General features: G+C 61.2%; 15 protein-coding genes. 9 read left to right on the forward strand and 6 right to left on the reverse strand.

The annotated features are described in order from the left end of the window. Positions 1–82: 82 nt before the first annotated feature. Complete coding sequence (locus AB3X94_RS29335) at positions 83–1,894, forward strand: winged helix-turn-helix domain-containing tetratricopeptide repeat protein (RefSeq protein WP_368613424.1); 1,812 nt, start codon at positions 83–85, stop codon at positions 1,892–1,894. A gap of 21 nt (positions 1,895–1,915) precedes the next feature. Here AB3X94_RS29335 and AB3X94_RS29340 read toward each other — a convergent pair whose 3' ends face one another. Both AB3X94_RS29340 and AB3X94_RS29345 read right to left on the reverse strand, forming a co-directional pair. Further along, entirely contained in the window at positions 1,916–2,653 is a 738-nt protein-coding gene (locus AB3X94_RS29340; RefSeq protein ID WP_368613425.1) for a response regulator transcription factor, read from the reverse strand. 31 nt (positions 2,654–2,684) lie between these two features. Beyond that, complete coding sequence (locus AB3X94_RS29345) at positions 2,685–3,197, reverse strand: DJ-1/PfpI family protein (protein ID WP_368613426.1); 513 nt, start codon at positions 3,195–3,197, stop codon at positions 2,685–2,687. A gap of 415 nt (positions 3,198–3,612) precedes the next feature. Between AB3X94_RS29345 and AB3X94_RS29350 the strand changes: the two genes are divergently transcribed. Both AB3X94_RS29350 and AB3X94_RS29355 read left to right on the forward strand, forming a co-directional pair. Next, the gene (locus AB3X94_RS29350) at positions 3,613–3,972 is read left to right on the forward strand and encodes a hypothetical protein (RefSeq protein ID WP_368613427.1); all 360 of its coding nucleotides are present in this window, start codon (positions 3,613–3,615) and stop codon (positions 3,970–3,972) included. A 348-nt stretch (positions 3,973–4,320) separates the two neighbouring features. Further along, on the forward strand, positions 4,321–6,102 hold the full coding sequence (locus tag AB3X94_RS29355) for a winged helix-turn-helix domain-containing protein (protein ID WP_368613428.1): 1,782 nt from the start codon (positions 4,321–4,323) through the stop codon (positions 6,100–6,102). A 182-nt stretch (positions 6,103–6,284) separates the two neighbouring features. On the opposite strand, the gene AB3X94_RS29360 is transcribed toward AB3X94_RS29355, so the two are convergent. Together AB3X94_RS29360 and AB3X94_RS29365 are read right to left on the reverse strand one after the other, a co-directional pair. Then, positions 6,285–6,722, reverse strand: a complete 438-nt coding sequence (locus tag AB3X94_RS29360; RefSeq protein WP_312883540.1) for a hypothetical protein — start codon at positions 6,720–6,722, stop codon at positions 6,285–6,287. A gap of 310 nt (positions 6,723–7,032) precedes the next feature. Then, entirely contained in the window at positions 7,033–7,368 is a 336-nt protein-coding gene (locus AB3X94_RS29365) for a DUF3331 domain-containing protein (protein WP_368613429.1), read from the reverse strand. Between the two features lie 910 nt (positions 7,369–8,278). Between AB3X94_RS29365 and AB3X94_RS29370 the strand changes: the two genes are divergently transcribed. From AB3X94_RS29370 to AB3X94_RS29380, 3 genes are read left to right on the forward strand one after another with little or no spacing between them, the layout of a single operon-like run. Continuing rightward, on the forward strand, positions 8,279–9,034 hold the full coding sequence (locus tag AB3X94_RS29370) for a gluconate 2-dehydrogenase subunit 3 family protein (RefSeq protein WP_176110428.1): 756 nt from the start codon (positions 8,279–8,281) through the stop codon (positions 9,032–9,034). Further along, complete coding sequence (locus tag AB3X94_RS29375; RefSeq protein WP_368613430.1) at positions 9,035–10,810, forward strand: GMC family oxidoreductase; 1,776 nt, start codon at positions 9,035–9,037, stop codon at positions 10,808–10,810. 37 nt (positions 10,811–10,847) lie between these two features. After that, positions 10,848–12,236: a c-type cytochrome gene (locus tag AB3X94_RS29380; RefSeq protein ID WP_368613431.1), complete on the forward strand. Its 1,389-nt coding sequence runs from the start codon at positions 10,848–10,850 to the stop codon at positions 12,234–12,236. Positions 12,237–12,898: 662 nt separating this feature from the next. Here the strand turns inward: AB3X94_RS29380 and AB3X94_RS29385 are convergent. Beyond that, positions 12,899–13,678 carry an alpha/beta fold hydrolase gene (locus AB3X94_RS29385; protein WP_176106299.1) on the reverse strand — a complete coding sequence of 260 codons (780 nt, stop codon included), beginning with the start codon at positions 13,676–13,678 and terminating at the stop codon, positions 12,899–12,901. A gap of 163 nt (positions 13,679–13,841) precedes the next feature. Here AB3X94_RS29385 and AB3X94_RS29390 point away from each other — a divergent pair, with 163 nt between their 5' ends. Then, positions 13,842–15,311, forward strand: a complete 1,470-nt coding sequence (locus AB3X94_RS29390; RefSeq protein WP_368613432.1) for an HD domain-containing phosphohydrolase — start codon at positions 13,842–13,844, stop codon at positions 15,309–15,311. Between the two features lie 87 nt (positions 15,312–15,398). Here the strand turns inward: AB3X94_RS29390 and AB3X94_RS29395 are convergent, their stop codons facing one another. Next, on the reverse strand, positions 15,399–16,358 hold the full coding sequence (locus tag AB3X94_RS29395; RefSeq protein WP_368613433.1) for a GlxA family transcriptional regulator: 960 nt from the start codon (positions 16,356–16,358) through the stop codon (positions 15,399–15,401). 108 nt (positions 16,359–16,466) lie between these two features. Between AB3X94_RS29395 and AB3X94_RS29400 the strand changes: the two genes are divergently transcribed. Both AB3X94_RS29400 and AB3X94_RS29405 read left to right on the forward strand, forming a co-directional pair. Continuing rightward, a complete protein-coding gene (locus AB3X94_RS29400; protein ID WP_176106302.1) occupies positions 16,467–16,772 on the forward strand; it encodes a putative quinol monooxygenase in 306 nt (101 codons plus the stop codon). 88 nt (positions 16,773–16,860) lie between these two features. Continuing rightward, positions 16,861–17,619, forward strand: a complete 759-nt coding sequence (locus tag AB3X94_RS29405; protein WP_368613434.1) for an alpha/beta fold hydrolase — start codon at positions 16,861–16,863, stop codon at positions 17,617–17,619. The last annotated feature ends 167 nt before the right edge of the window (positions 17,620–17,786 follow it).

The following is a 17,786-nucleotide window of genomic DNA, read 5'->3' on the forward strand; positions in this document are numbered from 1 at the left end:
CCTCGACGTAGGGGGATGCTCATGCGGACGGTATTCAGCAAAGCTATAATTCCGACAACCGACCGGCTGGTGGAGAGACCCGATGGACGACCTCCGAGTGGGGAACTGGGTGGTCACCCCCAGCCTCAATAGCATCTCTTCCCTGGGCAGGACCGTTCGCGTCGAGCCAAAGGTAATGAAAGTCCTGGTGTGCCTGGCCCAGCACCCGGGCGACACGGTTTCCAAAGAGCAGCTTTTTCAAGCCGTGTGGCCCAGGACCGTGGTGACCGAGGATGTATTGAAGCGCTGCATCGCTGCGTTGCGCCGCGCCTTTGACGACGATGCCCGCGATCCACGCGTCATCGAGACCATTTCGAAACGAGGCTACCGGCTGGTCGCACCCGTAACCGCAGGCAGCGCCACGCCAGCCCCCACCGAGAGTGTGATAAACGATTCCATCGCGGTGCTGCCGTTCGTCAACATGAGCGCAGATCCGGAGCACGAATACTTTGCCGACGGAATCACTGAAGAAATCATCGACGCGTTAGCCCAGATCCGGGAGCTTCACGTCGTAGCGCGGAGCTCCGCCTTCTCGTTCAAGGGTAAACACATCGACCTGCGCATTGTCGGCGAGCAACTTAACGTCCGCACCGTTCTCGAGGGAAGTGTGCGCAGAGCCGGTAATCGGCTGCGTATCACGGCACAGCTCGTGTCTGCGGTAGACGGATATCATCTCTGGTCGGAGCACTATGACCGTGAGATGAAGGATGTGTTCACAATTCAGGAGGAGATTGCCCAGGCGATCGCGCAGCGGTTGAAGATCACGTTCCCGTGGGGTAGGAAAAACCTGGTGAACCCTGGAACCCCGAATCTCGAGGCCTACGAGTCCTACCTGAAGGGTCACGCTCTGCTCTACAAGAGGGGGCCCGCTATTTCCCGTGCCCTCGCCTGTTGCCAGCGGGCAGTGGATCTCGATCCAGACTATGCATTGGCGTGGGCCGGTCTTGCCGATTGCTACTCGATGCTTTGCTTCTACGGGTTTGCGGCTCCTCAGGCTTTCATGCCAAAGGCCATAGAGGCCGCTCGACACGCGGTGGCACTGGATTCATCGCTCGCCGAAGCACACTGCGTCCTGGGTGTCGCCTCCCTGCTCTGGGCCTGGAACACGGCGGAGGCCGAGCATGAGTTTCTTTGCGCACTACAGCTGAATCCGAAGTACATCTCTGCACTCGGATGGTACGGAAGCGCTTATCTCCAGTTCTCGGAAGGACGGCTGGCGGAGGGAATGGAGCAAGCGAAGTTAGCGCTGGCATCGGACCCGCTATCGGCCTACGCACACGCCCTATACGCGCTGACTTGTACTGTCGCAGGCAAAACCGGGGAAGGTGTGGAGTTCAGCGGGCGCGCCATCCAACTCGATCCGGAGAGCTTCCTTGCTAACTGGGTGCTGCAGATGGCACTGCTGGTGAATGGTCAGTTCGAAGCGTCCATCGCGGCGGGAGAATCGGCATTGGCGATGTCCGGCCGGCACCCTTGGTCCATGGCCTGGCTTGCCGTGGCCCTCGCAAGTTTGGGTAAAGCCACTGAGGCCGACGCGGTTTACGCGGAAATGCAGGCCCGAGCGCGTCGTGAATACGTTACGCCGACGTCACTCGCTATCGCGGCTTGCGCGGCGGCGAGGGAAGATGAGGCGATTCGCTACGCCCGCGAAGCGTACGAAATCCGCGACACCAATTTATTTTACTTTTCCAGATATTTTCCTTTGTCATACCGGTTGTATCGTTATCCGCAGTTTTGCGAAATCATTGCACGGATGGGGCACAGTGATTGGTTGCGCGATCAGCCGCCGCTAACGGTTGCGCAGGAGCCACGCAGCACAATTTTGCGCGCTGCTCCACCTGACAAGGCTCTTTAGATGGTCATGCAACTGGCTGCTCTATTCGAATAACGGACTTGCTGCCACGGCGCAATATCCCTCATCGCTCACGAAGCTGCGTTGCAGCACCGCCACTGGCGCGCGTTCAGGATGAAGTCTCCACTCCATGTTTATCAGATCGGCGAGCGAGCGGGCGCTCATCTTTCTCATGACGTGCCTGCGGTGCATCTTCACAGTGATTTCGCAGATGCCCAATTGGCCCCCCACCTGTTTGTTCAGAAGGCCGGTCACCACCAACGCCATCACTTCGCGCTCGCGTTGACTGAGCGCGGTGTAGCGATCCTGGATCGCCTGCAACTCGGCCTCCTCGCGCATTGCCGCACGGCTGCGCTCGATAGCCAGGCGAATGACATCGAGCAGGACACGGTCGTCAAAGGGCTTGGTGAGAATATCAAACGCCCCGGCTTTCATGGCCCACACCGCCGTGCGCACCTCATCGAAGCCGGTCATGAAGATGATTGGCATGTCGGTACGCTCGGTTGCAATCAGTTTCTGCAAGTCGAGGCCGCCGAGTTCGGGAAGACTGACGTCCAGCACCAGGCAGTTCGGGACCATCGGACGCGGGCGCCCAAGAAAGTCCTGCGCGCAAGCAAACATCTCAGGAATGAGGCCGGCAGAGCGAACCATTGCTTCGAGCGACTCACGCACCGAAACGTCATCGTCGACGACAAATGCCACCGGCGTGTCGTGCGGCGACGACGATTCGGATTCACGTTCAACTGCGTGGCAGGGTGTCATTACAAGCTCCATTCACAGGCACCTGGATGAATCATTCGATCCTGCAGTCCGATGCGGTCGCAGCCGTCATGCCCACGGACGTCCAGATCGGATCATCGACAATGTAGATCTGGTCTTCCTCGACGTGGATATCCGGAAAACGTTCCTGCATTGCGCGCCCATACGCCCAATGCGTCGCGGCGCGCCGCCGCGCCAGCAAGCCTGCTTCCGCGAGCATGAATCCGCCGGTGCAGATCGCGCCTATGCGCCTCGCGCTGATGCTCGCTTTGCGCAGGAACGCAACTATAGTGTCAGGAGGCGGCGAACTGAGCGGATCAATGACCCCGCCGACGATCCACGTGTCCACGTCGGCACGTTCGTGCAATGATCGTGTGCCCACTCTCGGGGGCCAGGTGACGAAACGCACTTCTCCGCCTACTGCGGAAAAGTTTTCAAGTGCGTAGAACGGTTCATCCGCTACGATGCTCGCCCGCTCGAACACCGACTGCGTCGCGAGATCCATGATCTGAAAACCCTCGCCAATCAGAAAGCCGATCCTGCACATGTCCGTTCTCCATCACGTCAGTCGGCGCTCGGTCGGCGCTCGCTGCCGGCCTCCGACATTTATCGGAGATCGCAGTTTTCTGACTCGCTCCGCCTCATGAACTTCAGTCATCTCCGCGGTACACTTTGCACAACAGACGACCGTCATATTCGAGCAATAGTTCACGCGCTTCTTGGCGTCATCCTTCAACTCGCCGCATTCATCGCAGCGAGTCAAGGCACGGACCTGCAACGGTCGTGAGCGCCACCGTTCGAGTGCGTTCATGTCAGCAGCCTTCACGTTGATCTCGGGTGCCGACGGCGATGATGTTCATCGCCATCTTCCGTAGTTCTATCGACGCCGGATCATCTCGGCGTAGTTCAAGCAAATCTCTTGCGTACATGCTCATCATGGTCCTTTCGATAAATATGAGACTATGGTCAACAGTCCGGTCTTGATCATCCCGCCGCGTCTACACCATCTCCTTCAAAAATATGGTTACGACGGGAGCATTATTGGTGTGGATGTGCCCGAAAGTCGTGAGAAGACCGTAATGTCGCGGTGGAATTTTGGTGAGGACGGTACCATCGTTCGATGGAATCATTCGCCAGCCTTTGGTGTGCGCACCTCTTCCGGGAACTGCTCGAAGCGCAGCACGCGCTCGAGGGTGCCCGCTCGCCGCACCCCGACCAGCCCGCTGGCGGCAATCGAGGCGCTCTATGCCGGCGTATTGCTCGTCGAAATCCGGGATGCCAAGGCTGCCTTGCATCCGGATCCGGCTGCTGGCAACCGATGACTTTCAGACGCGTCGCGCTGCAACAGGGGCGCAGATTCCTTTGCGACAACCTGAAGATCAGTGCCCAGCTCGCCAGGGAGCTATGCAAGCGCGTCTCCGTAGCCGCGCATCAGCGCATCGGGAGATGCGCACGGGGAGATCCAGGCGCCTTGCAAGCACGCATTCAAACACCGCTTTAGGGTGTGCGCGCCGGTCTGATCGACCAGCGCGAATTGCATTGCAACCACCGCGACAGACGCGCTCCACGGCGAGATCGCCCTACAGCTCCTCTGCGTCCGCGAATGCCCGTGCGAACGGTATTCAGCAAAGCTATAATTCTGACAACCGACCGGCTGGAGGAGAGACCCGATGGACGACCTCCGAGTGGGGAACTGGGTGGTCACCCCGAGCCTCAACAGCATCTCTTCCCTGGGCAGGACCACTCGCCTCGAGCCCAAAGTAATGGAAGTCCTGGTGTGCCTGGCCCAGCACCCAGGGGACACGGTTTCCAAAGAGCAGCTTTTTCAAGCCGTGTGGCCCAGGACCGTGGTGACCGAGGATGTATTGAAGCGCTGCATCGCCGCGTTGCGCCGCGCCTTTGACGACGATGCCCGCGATCCACGCGTCATCGAGACCATTTCGAAACGAGGCTACCGGCTGGTCGCACCCGTAACCGCAGGCAGCGCCACGCCAGCCCCCACCGAGAGTGTGATAAACGATTCCATCGCGGTGCTGCCGTTCGTCAACATGAGCGCAGATCCGGAGCACGAATACTTTGCCGACGGAATCACTGAAGAAATCATCGACGCGTTAGCCCAGATCCAGGAGCTTCACGTCGTAGCGCGGAGTTCCGCCTTCTCGTTCAAGGGTAAGCACATCGACCTGCGCATTGTCGGCGAGCAACTGAACGTGCGCACCGTTCTCGAGGGAAGTGTGCGCAGAGCAGATAATCGGCTGCGTATCACGGCACAGCTCGTGTCTGCGGTAGACGGATATCATCTCTGGTCGGAGCACTATGACCGTGAGATGAAGGATGTGTTCGCAATTCAGGAGGAGATTGCCCAGGCGATCGTGCAGCGCTTGAAGATCACGTTCCCGTGGGGTACGAAAACCCTGGTGTACCCTCGAACCCCGAATCTCGAGGCCTACGAGTCCTACCTGAAGGGTCACGCTCTGCTCTACAAGAGGGGGCCCGCTATTGCCCATGCCCTCGCCTGTTGCCAGCGGGCAGTGGATCTCGATCCAGACTATGCATTGGCGTGGGCCGGTCTTGCCGATTGCTACACGACCCTTTGCTGGTACGGGTTTGTAGATCCTCGGTCTTTCATGCCAAAGGGCATAGAGGCCGCTCGACACGCGGTGGCACTGGATTCATCGCTTGCCGAAGCACACTGCGCCCTGGCTCTCGCCGCCCTGATCGGGGCCTGGAACACGGCGGAAGCCGAGCATGAGTTTCTTTGCGCACTACAGCTGAATCCGAAGTACATCCCGGCACTCTGCTGGTACGGAATTCTTTATCTCCAGTACTCGGAAGGGCGGCTGGCGGAGGGAATGGAGCAAGCGAGGTTAGCACTGACAGCGGACCCGCTATCGGCCTACGCGCACGCCATATACGCTCTGACTTGTATTGTCGCAGGCAAGACCGGGGAAGGTGTGGAGGTCAGCCGGCGCGCCGTCCAACTCGATCCCGAGAGCTGGCTTGCTAATGGAGTGCTGCAGGCGGCACTGCTGGTGAACGGTCAGTTCGAAACATCCGTCGCGGCGGGAGAAGCGACTTTGGCGATGTCCGGCCGGCACCCTTGGCCTATGGCCTGGCTTGTCGTGGCCCTCGCAGAATGGGGCAAAGCCACTGAGGCCGACGCGGTTTACGGCGAAATGCAGGCCCGAGCGCGTCGTGAATATGTTACGCCGACGGTACTCGCTATCGCGGCTTGCGCGGTGGCGAGGGAGGACGAGGCGATTCGCTACGCCCGCGAAGTCTACGAAATCCGCGATCCCAATTACCTGCAATTATCCAGATACTTTCCCATGGCGTCCTGCTTGTATCGCTATCCGCGGTTTTGCGAAATCATCGCACAGATGGGGCGCAGCCAATGGTTGCAAGATCGACCGCCACTGACGCCTAGCCAGGAGCCACGTGCACAGGAATGAATTTAGGCTGCGCATGGCTGCCTGCACCACTACAGCAGATGTCATCTCCACGGACAAGCCGAATGTATTTGCCGTCTCTGCCAGTACGCGAGGCGCTCGGCTGTCGGGGCTGGTCCTGACCACCTTCTCGTTGACCAACGATTAGAGTGGCTCCTTCAGGCCATCGGGCCGTCGAAGTCAAGCTATTTCTCACAAACGACGGCCGACATGACAAGCGGCATGACCTCTCTCACTGTCGCCGGGCTTCCGGCTTCACTGATGCGATTGTTGACCGTATCTTTCCCGGCCATCACGACGACCCCATAGACCTGGTGGGGCACTTCAGCTCCGCCTCGCCTCTGAATGAACATGTCGTCGTTATGGGCGTAGCCAAAAACGGCCCGCACCCTGAATCCAAAAGCGGTGAAGTTCTGATTCGGTTTCACCCGATACACGTTGACCGCATTGTCCGACACTTTCATCGGTCGCGGATCGATCTCCTTTCCTTCGACCAACTGTTCAATGAATGTGTGCGGACCAGCACGGCAATCGAAGTTTGCACCGATCTCGTGTGCGTGTATTACCCTCGATACGATGGTTGTTCCGATGGCTGCGCATCGAATGAAATGAGAGACTTTCACGGATACCTACCTTTGGAAAATCGGTTCAACTATTCAGTAATCCCATCGTCGCACGATCGCATTTGCGCCGCGAGATCCGCTCACGCGGCTCTTCTCGGACGTGGCGGGATAATCGCCTGCAGCCGACACTGCGCGCTGCCTCACTGCTCGCTATCTCTTGACTCTCCTGATCGTTCATTTTCAAAAGGAAGATTAACCGTTAGCCGGTACGCGTTTCAATTGCACTATGGTATAGCCCAAGTTCACACTTCCGCAGCGGCGGAGCCAACGTCTTGTCAGACAAAATCAGAGCGCCAATATAGCCTTCTCGCTACGGCCGGTGAGTCAGTCGCCGGAGGTCGCGCGTCCACTGATATTCTCGGGATGCCAAGTTGAATAGCCCAAACGCATCCACAGATATCATCGCAGATGCGTTCGCCCGAGCAGGGCGTTCGGCGGGACTAAACACCGCATCACCGCGACGGATTGCAAGTTGCGACAAAACGCACACACCGGGGGTCCTCGCAAAACGACGACGCCAGCGTTGCTCGCCATAGTGGCATCGCCCTGGCTCCACCCACCGGATAATGAGAGTATCTTCAAACTGTTCAAGAACTTCAATCTGGACACGCGCTACTTCTACTTCAGAGCACTCTCTCGTCATCATTAGCTACTCCTGAAATCGGCCCGTTTCAATCATCCGCGTATCCATGTGTTTGAGACACTTCATCCAATTCACCCTGAACGGCGAATCATGTGTTCGATGCCGTGAGTGAACAGCGCGACATGACAGCAACTCTAGGATGCAAGCGGTGTGGCGGTCCACTGCACAATGGCTTACCTACATCTATGTGTCGATGGGAAGTAGCGTCATGTCATAGCTAACCCAAAGTGTATTTGCGTCTTCGCGTGGCCTACTCTAGATTGGCTCGTAGGCGGAAAGCCTTCTTGTGGATTTCAGGAAAGCGGCTGACCTGCGCAACCCGAGGGACTAATTTTCTTTAAAGCCATTGACGCGGCGGCGTTGAGTGTCTCCCCGCTTGGTGGCCTGGATCTCCTCGGCCAGCTCGTCATGCACATACCACCGAGATTCGTGGGCAACCGGGTGCCGCAATGGGCATCGTCTCCGTTGCTTCCGGACCTACGGATCGGGTTCGAGGTCGTGCTCATCGGCGCACCGCTGATTGTGACCGCGATCTAACCCTCGTTGCTATCGCTTCCTGAGAACCGGAGCAATCAGTGGTCTGCTTCACCAATTGGTGAACTTGAACATCGAGCGTTTACACCATCGGAGAATGGTGTGTCTTGAAATCTCCGATTATCCTTTTGTCTAAGACGTCCTAAATGAATGAGGAAAAGAACAGAAGAGTTTACGAATTGAACACTTCCGAGCGTCTCAGGCAAGGCAGGCGCCTGTTGTTAATACTCGTTCCAGGTGTGAGGACGCATGCGGCAGCGAACGCAACATGCATCCACGCGCACGATGCAGCGCCACGCGTTGAGCATTTCACGCAGTTTATATGAGCCAGTCTCCGCTTGCCGTCTCAGTCGAAACAGGCCGCGCAGTTTTGATACGGATTTCAACTATGTCAGACTCTCCTCTCACGTCACGCCGCGGCTTCCTGCGCACGGCGGCAGTACTCGTTCCTGCAGGAGCACTTGCCGGCTGCGAACGCGGCTCGCGAGCTTCCCCCGGTACTGCGCAGCAAGGCGGCCAGCCTTCCGAGTCCGCGGGTGTGGCGCATCAAGTCCACGGAGACTACAAGCCGCGCTTTTTCGACGCCCGTGAGTGGGCGTTCCTGCAAGCGGCCGTGGACCGCATGATTCCCGCGGATTCCGAAGGCCCTGGCGCGCTAGCGGCCGGCGTGCCCGAATTCATCGATCGGCAGATGGACACGCCCTACGCGCACGGCGCGCTCTGGTACATGCAGGGGCCGTTTCAGCAAGGCGTGCCCGAACTCGGCTATCAGTTGAAGCTCGTGCCGCGCGACATCTACCGGCTCGCCATCAAGGCCGTGAACGCGTACTGCTCGAAGGCCTACGGCAAGGACTTCGACGCGCTCGACGCCAATACGCGCGACAGCGTGCTGACGGCGCTCGAAGCGGGCAAGGTCGACATGGACGGCGTGCCCGCCTCCGTGTTCTTCGGCCAGTTGCTGCAGAACACGCGCGAAGGCTACTTCTGCGACCCGATCCACGGCGGCAACCGCGACATGGCCGCGTGGAAGATGATCGGCTTCCCCGGCGCGCGCGCCGACTTCATGGATTTCGTGAACCAGAACGGCAAGCCCTATCCGTACGGCCCGGTTTCGATCAACGGGGAGCGTGCGTAAATGACCCAGAAGAAACCGCATGTCGATGCCGTGGTGGTCGGCTTCGGCTGGACCGGCGCGATCCTCGCAAAGGAACTGACCGAGGCGGGCCTGAAGGTGGTGGCGCTGGAGCGCGGCGAGTACCGCGACACCTACCCGGACGGCGCATACCCCAACACAATCGACGAGCTCACGCACAACGTCCGCAAGAAGCTCTTCCTGGATCTTTCAAAGACCACGGTCTCGATCCGCCACGGCGTGAACGACACGGCGCTGCCCTACCGCCAGCTTGCGGCGTTCCTGCCCGGCGAAGGCGTGGGCGGCGCGGGCCTGCACTGGTCAGGCGTGCATTTCCGCATCACGCCGGAAGAGCTGCGCATGAAGAGCCACTATGAGGAGCGCTACGGCAAGAAGTTTATCCCCGCAGGCATGACGATCCAGGACTACGGCGTGAGCTACGACGAACTGGAACCGCACTTCGACTTCGCCGAGAAGGTGTTCGGCACCTCGGGCCAGGCGTACAAGGTGCAGGGCAACGTGGTCGGCGACGGCAATGTGTTCGAGGCGGCGCGCAGCGACAACTTTCCGTTGCCCGCGCAATTGAACACGTATTCCGCGCAGCGCTTTTACGACGCAGCGAAAGCGCTCGGCCTGCATCCCTACCGACTACCCTCGGCCAACACCTCGGGCCCGTACACCAACCCCTATGGCGTGCAGATGGGCCCATGCAACTTCTGTGGCTACTGCAGCGGCTACGCGTGCTACATGTACTCAAAGGCCTCGCCGAACCTCAACATCCTGCCCGCGCTCAAGCAGGAGAAGCATTTCGAGCTCCGCTCAAAGTGCCACGTGCTGCGCGTCGAGCTCGACGACACGAAAAAACACGCCACGGGCGTCACTTACGTCGATCCCGCGGGCCAGGAAGTGTTCCAGCCCGCCGATCTCGTGATCGTCGCCGCGTTCCAGTATCACAACGTGCACCTCTTGCTGCTCTCGGGCATCGGCAAGCCCTATGACCCGATTTCGGGCGAAGGCGTGGTGGGCCGCAACTTCGCATACCAGAACCTCTCGACCATCACGGCTTTCTTCGACAAGGACACGTGGACGAATCCGTTCATCGGCGCGGGCGGCAACGGCGTGGCCGTGGACGACTTCAACGCCGACAACTTCGACCACGGGCCGCTTGGCTTCGTCGGCGGCTCGCCGCTCTGGGTGAACCAGGCGGGCGTGAAGCCGATCAGCGGCATCGCCACACCCGCGGGCACGCCGAACTGGGGCACCGGGTGGAAGAAGGCCGTGAAGGACCACTATGCGCACACCATTTCGATGGACGCGCACGGCTCCAATATGTCGTACCGCGACGTGTACCTCGACCTCGATCCGACCTATCGCGACTCCTACGGTCAACCGCTCTTGCGCATGACCTTCGACTGGAAGGACAACGACATCAAGATGGCGCGGTACGTGACGGGCCAGATGCAGAAGATCGCCGAGGCGATGGACCCAAAGGCCATCAACGTCTACACGCGCGAATTCGGCGCCCACTTCGACTCACGCCGCTATCAGACCACTCACCTCGTGGGCGGCGCCGTGATGGGCACCGATCCGAAGACGAGTGTCATCAACCGCTATCTGCAATGCTGGGACGTGCCCAATGTGTTCGTGATGGGCGCATCCGCGTTCCCGCAGGGGATCGGCTACAACCCCACCGGCCTCGTCGCCGCTCTCGCCTACTGGTCCGCGAAAGCGATTCGCAGCCAGTATCTGAAGAACCCCGGCCCCTTGGTGAGCGTGTGAGAACCCCATGACGATCATGAAGAAAAACCTGGTCCCCATGCGATTCGCTCGTAAAAGCGCACGCGGCGCACTGCGCCGCCTGAACCCCGTTTCGAAGGCGGCGATCACGCTCGCCGCCTGTGCTGTGTTATCCATGGCGTTTGCGCTGCTCACGGCCCGTGCCGCCAACGCCACTGCCAAGCCCGCAGACCCCGACCTCGTCGCGCACGGCGAGTACCTCGCTCGCGCTGGCGACTGTATCGCTTGCCATACCGCCCAGGGCGGCAAGCCCTTCGCGGGCGGACTGAAGTTCGATACGCCCATCGGCGCGATCTACTCCACGAACATTACGCCCGACGCCGGGAGCGGCATCGGAAAATGGAGCTACGACGATTTCGCGAAAGCCGTGCGCCAGGGCGTGCGCCCGAACGGCGAAACGCTCTACCCGGCGATGCCCTACCCGTCGTACGCGCGCCTTTCCGACGACGACACGAGGGCGCTCTACGCGTACTTCATGCGGGGCGTCGCGCCCGTACACGCGCAGAACCGCGCCGCGCACATCCCTTGGCCGCTCTCGATGCGCTGGCCGCTTTCGATCTGGCGCACGCTATTTGCGCCCAAGGTGCAGGTGTTCGACGGCTCGCACTATAGCGACACGGTCGTCGCGCGCGGCGCGTATCTCGTGCAGGGCCTGGGCCATTGCGGCGCGTGCCACACACCGCGGGCGCGCACGATGCAGGAACTCGCGCTCACCGACCTCGAAGGCGACGACTTCCTCGCGGGCGGCGCACCGATCGACGGCTGGGTGCCGTCGAACCTGCGCGGCAACGCGCGCACGGGCATCGGCGCGTGGTCCGAGGACGACATCGTGCAGTTCCTCAACTCGGGCCGCAATCTGCACACGGCCGCTTTCGGCGGCATGACCGACGTGGTTCAGCACAGCATGCAGCACATGACCGATGCGGACCTGCTCGCGATGGCTCGGTACCTCAAGACACTGCCCTCGAACGACCCGAAGGAAACGCCCTACGCCTATAACGCCATCGCCGCGAACGCGCTGCAAAGCGGCGACGCGAGCGCACGCGGCGCAGCCGTCTATCGCGACAACTGCATGGCCTGCCACCGCAGCGACGGGCGCGGCTACACGCGCGTGTTTCCGGCGCTCGGCGGCAATCCGGTGGTGCAGGGCAAAGACCCCACATCGTTGATTCATGTACTGCTCAGCGGCAACACGCTCGAAGGCACGAAATCGGCGCCCTCGCCGTTCACGATGCCGGCGTTCGGCTGGCGCCTGTCCGATCAGGACGTAGCCGATGTGGCCACCTTCGTGCGCTTCAACTGGGGCAACACCGGCGCGCCGGTCATCGCCGACGACGTCGCCAAGGTCCGCAAGATGATGGCCGTCAACGCGCCCGAACTGCCGCCGGGCGCCTCGTTCAAGCACTAACGCTAACGCCAATGCGGTAACTCGCTGGCGCTTTCAGTCGCGTCTTCTTCCAGCACCCGCCGCTGGCCGGCTGGGCCGTTCCACTCGTGTATCGGTCCATTGTTAATGGTCGTGATAGCACATGATCAAAAAGCTTCTGATTTCTGCACCGATTCTCTTGTCGCTAGCGGAAACAGCCAGCACGGGCGTGTGGGCTACTCTTGCCTCGCGTATACCGTCAGTCAGCCAAACCCGTGCTACGCCCCCCCGGTAAGCATCTCAGCGAAAAAATACCGTCAGGTCGCGTTTGCGCATCTGACGGTATACGGATTTCCTGGCGAATGGCTTTTCGAGCTAGCGCGAGGTCAACTGCTGCTTCCAAGGTCCAACGGACGTCCAAATCTTCATGCTCAACGGCAAGTGGTTTGCTGAATCGACAAACTTCAGCATCACACTGTGGTGAACAGCAAAATCATTTCATGCACACCGGGTGCCGGACTCGGCAGATTTAAGCGTTAGGGACTAGACGGATGTGTATTCAGTCCTGGCACGATGCACGCAATTGACCCAGGCGCTTAACGCCAGGCAGGCCGGCGAATTTTTCTCTGGATTGTTTGTCGGGAGGACCTGGCGCCACGGACTTTCCGAAGCGCCCCCGCAGTCAGTCGGAGCCAATGCCACTGTTAGCGGACTTTGCTTGCCGCTGCGATGATCGCGTCGGCAACCGCCTTCGGCTGACTCAACATCGGGACGTGACTCGAGTTGACATGCGTCGTCGTTGCGCCGATCTGTTTGGCCATCGCTTCCTCGGCGTGCGGATCGATCATCCGATCCTGGTTGGCGACCAGGTACCATGACGGCTTCGTGTGCCACGCTGCAGTGCCCACCTTGTCGTCCAGGGCGCCCGCGAACCAGGGGCCCTGGGTCGCGGCGAGGATGCGCGCTTGCGCCGGCGGCAGGTCCTGGGCGAAATCGTTCACCACGCCTTTGGTGGACAACGTCAGGAAATTCGCGGAGTCTTTCTTGAACTCGCCCGCCCCGGGCGTCGCCGGCTTGCCTTTGAACAAGTCGTTGACCGATTCGCCGCTATCCGGGACGAGAGCGGCGACGTACACGAGTGCCTTGACCTTGTCGTCGTTGCCGGCCTGGGTGATTACGGCGCCGCCCCACGAATGGCCGACGAGCACGACCGGACCGGTTTGCTGGTCGATTGCGCGCTGGGTGGCTGCCGTGTCATCCGCAAGCGAGCTGAGCGGGTTCTGAACCGCAACCACGTGAAGACCGCGCGCTTCGAGCAACGGGATCACCTTGTCCCAACTCGATCCGTCGGCGAAAGCGCCGTGCACCAGGACGATATTCGTTCCTTTCAGATCCTGCGGCGGGGCGGCAAGGGCGGCGTTCAGCGAAAATGCGCTCCCGATCAATAGCGCCGAAGCGAGATATCTCTTCAACTGATGGTTCATGATGGGCGTTTCCTCAAGGGTGTAGAGTGAGCCACCAGTATCGCGAGCAGCCTGTCCGGACGGTATCGGTCAAATAACCGACCCCGCCGCAAGCCGGCGATGGGCATCGTGCCCATCCTGGATGGACGCCATTTAGGCCCGAGTCCTAGGGGCATCGTCAGAGATGAACGACGACGGTTTCGCAATTCGTGTTTTCGACGCGGTCAAGGCGCTTGCCTTTATCGGCGACCTCAGCATGGGCCAGCCGACCGACCACTCGTCGCGCACGGCGTGGCTCGCGGCCCGGCTGGCCCGCGCGTCCGGTCTCGACGAATCCAGCCGCACCGCGGCGGTGGAGGCTTCGCTGTTGCGCTGGTCCGGTTGCACCGCGAATGCGTCGGGATTCACCGATGTGCTCGGCGACGATGTCGCGGGGCGAGAGGCCATGCTGGCGCTGCGACCCGACTGGGCAGGACCGCTTGAAGCGCTCGGCGGGGTGAGGGTCGCTCTGACGCCCCTGACTCAGATCCATTGCGAGGTGTCCAGCGAAGTCGCGCGGATCATGGGACTTGAGCGCGAGACCGAGGCCACCCTGCGGCACATCTTCGAGAAGTGGGACGGCAGCGGCATGCCAGACCGGTTGCCCGGCGCCGCGGTGCCGGATGCCGTATTCGTGGTGTGGCTGGCCGGCGACCTGGAAATATTCAGCCGTGTCTACGGACTCGAGCGTGCGCTCAAATCGATCGCCCACCAGGCCGACGCGCGCTATCCGCGGGGTTTGGCGATGATCGTCATCGCGCAGGCGTCGCAATGGCTGGATGCTCTGGAGCATACCGAAGTGGCTCGGGCCGACAAGGAGCTGATGACGCCGCAGATGCGCCAGACGACGTCGGCCGAACTCATCGCCGACGTCATCGATCTCAAGCTGCCGTGGATGACGGGATTCTCGCGCGCAGTCGCGGCGACGGCCGCCACGTGCTGCGCACGGCTCGCGCTCGACGCAGCGGCACAGGACCGCCTCTACTGCGCAGGCCTGATTCACGGCATAGGGCGCGCGGCAGTGCCCAATGCGCTGTGGCAATCGGCGGGACGTCTATCCGTATTCGCGTGGGAAAAAGTACGGCTCGTCCCGTATTGGACCGCGCGCGCGGGCAAGCAGACCGGGGCGCTCGCGCACGTCGCCGAGCTTGCATCGTACGCATACGAACGGCTCGACGGCTCAGGGTATTTTCGAGGCGTGAGCGGCGAAGCGTTGACGCTCGAGGCGCGTATTCTCGCCGCGTCAGTGGCGTGGGTCGCCCTGCGCGCCCTGCGGCCCTGGCGCGACGCCATGCCGGCGGACGAAGCCGAGAAGGTGCTACGCGCGGAAGCGGACCAGGGACGATTCGATAGCGATATCGTCGATGCGTTGATCGTTTCCAGGCCTACGCCACGTGGCGGCACCCGCTCGCGGCAGCAGGCGGCGAGTCTGTCGGCGCGTGAAACGGACGTGCTACGTGCGATCAGCCTCGGTGCGAGCAACAAGGAGATCGCTCGCGAACTGGCGCTGAGTCCGAGCACGGTGCGCACCCATGTCGAAAGCGTGTTTCGCAAGCTCGGCTGCTCCACGCGTGCTGCGGCGACATTGAAGGGCTCGACCATGGGGCTGCTGTGAGCGGGCTGGCGGCCGATCAGCCGTTTCCTAAAGGCTGCTGGTACTGACGCGCCCACGGCCACCGCATACTCCAATAGTCGATAAGACTCACGACCCCCGCAACTCACGGACCCCCTTACCTATCCGCCGCCGAAGTAGCGTCCGCAATGTGACGCCGTCTGCGTAGCCGACCTGCTCGGCGATGCGATCCACGCTGTCCTTGCTCGTTTTCAGCAGATGAACGGCGCGCTCGACCCGCAGATCCTGTATGTACTCGACGGGCGTTTTACCGAGCACTTCATTCAGACGCCGCGTCAACGTTCGCGTGGACGTAGCCAATGCGTTCGCGACGTCGTCAAGGGCGATGGCCGTGTCGAGGTGTTCGCGCACCCAGCGGTCGAAACGCTCGACGAGCGGGTCCGAATGGGCCAGGTGATCGGAGATCGCAAAGGCCGACTGCGAGGGTCGCGAATCGAATACGAGGTACTTGCCCACCAACGCCGCAAGCTCCGGGCTGTTGTTGCGGATCAACCAGAGCGCCAGGTCGAGATGGCTCAGGGCGGCCCCTGCCGTCACTGTGTCGCCGCTGGGAACCACGATGCGATGCACATCCAGATGCACGCGCGGGTAACGTTGCCGAAACACCGGCGAGAGCCACCAGGTGGTGGTGGCTTCGCCCCCGTCGAGCAAGCCGCTTTCGGCCAGCACGAAGGTGCCCGTGCAGGCAGCGCCGATATGGGCGCCGGCATGGTGCCACGAGCGCAATGCACCTAGCGCTTCGATCACGTCGGCCCGGCCGAGCGAAGGCACGAGCAGGTCCGTCGTCGTCCTGTTGAGCGCGGGTACGACGACCCAGTCCGGGGCGGCCGCATCTCTCATATCGCGGACGGGAACCTGCAGCCCAAGCGCGGTGCGCACTTCTGGGCGCATCCCTACAACGGTGATGTCGAAGCCCGGTGTGGCCATCCCCGTCGCGCGCGCGAGTTCGTTGGCCGTCGTCAAGGCGTCGAGCACCGTGGTGAGGCCGGTGTCGAACACCCCCTCGAGCGCGAGGACATATATTCGCATGGCGGGATTGATACCAAAATTGTCGATTGAGACAGTATTCTCCCAGGCGCTCCATTTGTAAAGTTTGGCTCACCGGGTGAATGGATCACGCGGAACTGGAGAGCAAAGATGATCACGAAAGCGCTATTCGTACGACTTGAAGCCAAGCCGGGCAAGGAGCAGGCGGTCGCAGACTTCCTCGACACTGGCCTCGAACTCACGAATCGGGAGGCGACCACACCGATCTGGTTCGCCCTCAGACTGTCACCGACGACGTTCGGCGTCTTCGACGCCTTTGCGAGCGAAGAGGATCGCCAGGCACACCTGCACGGGAGCATGGCCGGTGCCCTGATGGCTCGGGTCGACGAGATGCTTGCGAGCCCTCCGTCGCTCGAACCGATCGACGTTCTGGCTATGAAGAACAGGCTGCCGTGATTCGCGGTTAGCCATCACCGATCAATCCTCGCCCGTCAAGCGCGATTGCGCGAAACGACGGCACGTAGGTACAACCTGGGAGCTTCAAATGTCTGTACTGCGAAACAAACTGGCCATTGCCGCCCTGATTGCCCTGGGCACCACGATGGCGCACGCCGAGGCGAAGGCGGCCTCGAAAGATGTTGTCATTGTCCACGGCGCACTGGTGGATGGTTCCGGGTGGCGGGCCGTCCACGACCTCCTGGTCAAGGATGGTTACCATGTGGCGATCGTGCAAGAACCGCTCACGGGCCTCGCCGAGGACGTCGATGCGGCCAGGCGCGTCATTGATCAGCAGCAGGGCCCGGTGGTGCTGGTCGGTCACAGCTACGGCGGCTCCGTGATCACGGAGGCAGGTGCGGACCCGAAGGTCAGCTCGCTCGTCTACGTGGCCGCACTGCAACCCGATGCGGGCGAAGCCAGCGGCCAGCTTTTGCAAAAGTTCGCCGCGCCCAACGATGCGATGCGAGCGACGCCGGATAAGTATTTCTTCCTCCCGCCTGCGAAGTTTCGTGAGAACTTCGCAGCGGACGTCTCGCCCTCGGACGCGCAATTCCTGGCGGACTCACAGGACCAACTCGCCGAGAAAGCATTGGGCGCGCCGGTCTCCGTGGCGGCATGGCGAACCAAGCCCAGCTACGCCATCCTGACTACACAGGATCACATGGTGAGCCCTCAGCTTCAGCGCTGGATGTATCAGCGCTCGGGTGCCAAGGTGACCGAGGTGAGCGCAAGCCACGCTGTCTTTATCTCTCAGCCAGCCACGGTCGCGCGAGTGATTGAGGCTGCGGCGAAGTCGACGAACTGACCGGTGATCGTCTCGATGGGGCACCTGTCGGCTTTGCGCCGACGGCCGACAACGTCGCCAGTCGGCCCGCCCCATCGCAGATAGCCACGGTGGTTCTCAAATCGCGTCAATCGCAGGTGCATGCCACTCAGCTTGGCACATGACCACAACCCTTCACGGATGTCCCC

Source organism: Paraburkholderia sp. BR10923, from assembly GCF_040948765.1.
Taxonomy (GTDB): Bacteria; Pseudomonadota; Gammaproteobacteria; order Burkholderiales; family Burkholderiaceae; genus Paraburkholderia; species Paraburkholderia youngii.

Coding starts and splice junctions, on each gene's coding strand:
- AB3X94_RS29335 (WP_368613424.1), top strand. CDS start 83: ATGGACGACCTCCGAGTGGGGAACTGGGTGGTCACCCCCAGCCTCAAT.
- AB3X94_RS29340 (WP_368613425.1), bottom strand. CDS start 2,653: ATGACACCCTGCCACGCAGTTGAACGTGAATCCGAATCGTCGTCGCCG.
- AB3X94_RS29345 (WP_368613426.1), bottom strand. CDS start 3,197: ATGTGCAGGATCGGCTTTCTGATTGGCGAGGGTTTTCAGATCATGGAT.
- AB3X94_RS29350 (WP_368613427.1), top strand. CDS start 3,613: ATGGTCAACAGTCCGGTCTTGATCATCCCGCCGCGTCTACACCATCTC.
- AB3X94_RS29355 (WP_368613428.1), top strand. CDS start 4,321: ATGGACGACCTCCGAGTGGGGAACTGGGTGGTCACCCCGAGCCTCAAC.
- AB3X94_RS29365 (WP_368613429.1), bottom strand. CDS start 7,368: ATGATGACGAGAGAGTGCTCTGAAGTAGAAGTAGCGCGTGTCCAGATT.
- AB3X94_RS29375 (WP_368613430.1), top strand. CDS start 9,035: ATGACCCAGAAGAAACCGCATGTCGATGCCGTGGTGGTCGGCTTCGGC.
- AB3X94_RS29380 (WP_368613431.1), top strand. CDS start 10,848: ATGCGATTCGCTCGTAAAAGCGCACGCGGCGCACTGCGCCGCCTGAAC.
- AB3X94_RS29385 (WP_176106299.1), bottom strand. CDS start 13,678: ATGAACCATCAGTTGAAGAGATATCTCGCTTCGGCGCTATTGATCGGG.
- AB3X94_RS29390 (WP_368613432.1), top strand. CDS start 13,842: ATGAACGACGACGGTTTCGCAATTCGTGTTTTCGACGCGGTCAAGGCG.
- AB3X94_RS29395 (WP_368613433.1), bottom strand. CDS start 16,358: ATGCGAATATATGTCCTCGCGCTCGAGGGGGTGTTCGACACCGGCCTC.
- AB3X94_RS29400 (WP_176106302.1), top strand. CDS start 16,467: ATGATCACGAAAGCGCTATTCGTACGACTTGAAGCCAAGCCGGGCAAG.
- AB3X94_RS29405 (WP_368613434.1), top strand. CDS start 16,861: ATGTCTGTACTGCGAAACAAACTGGCCATTGCCGCCCTGATTGCCCTG.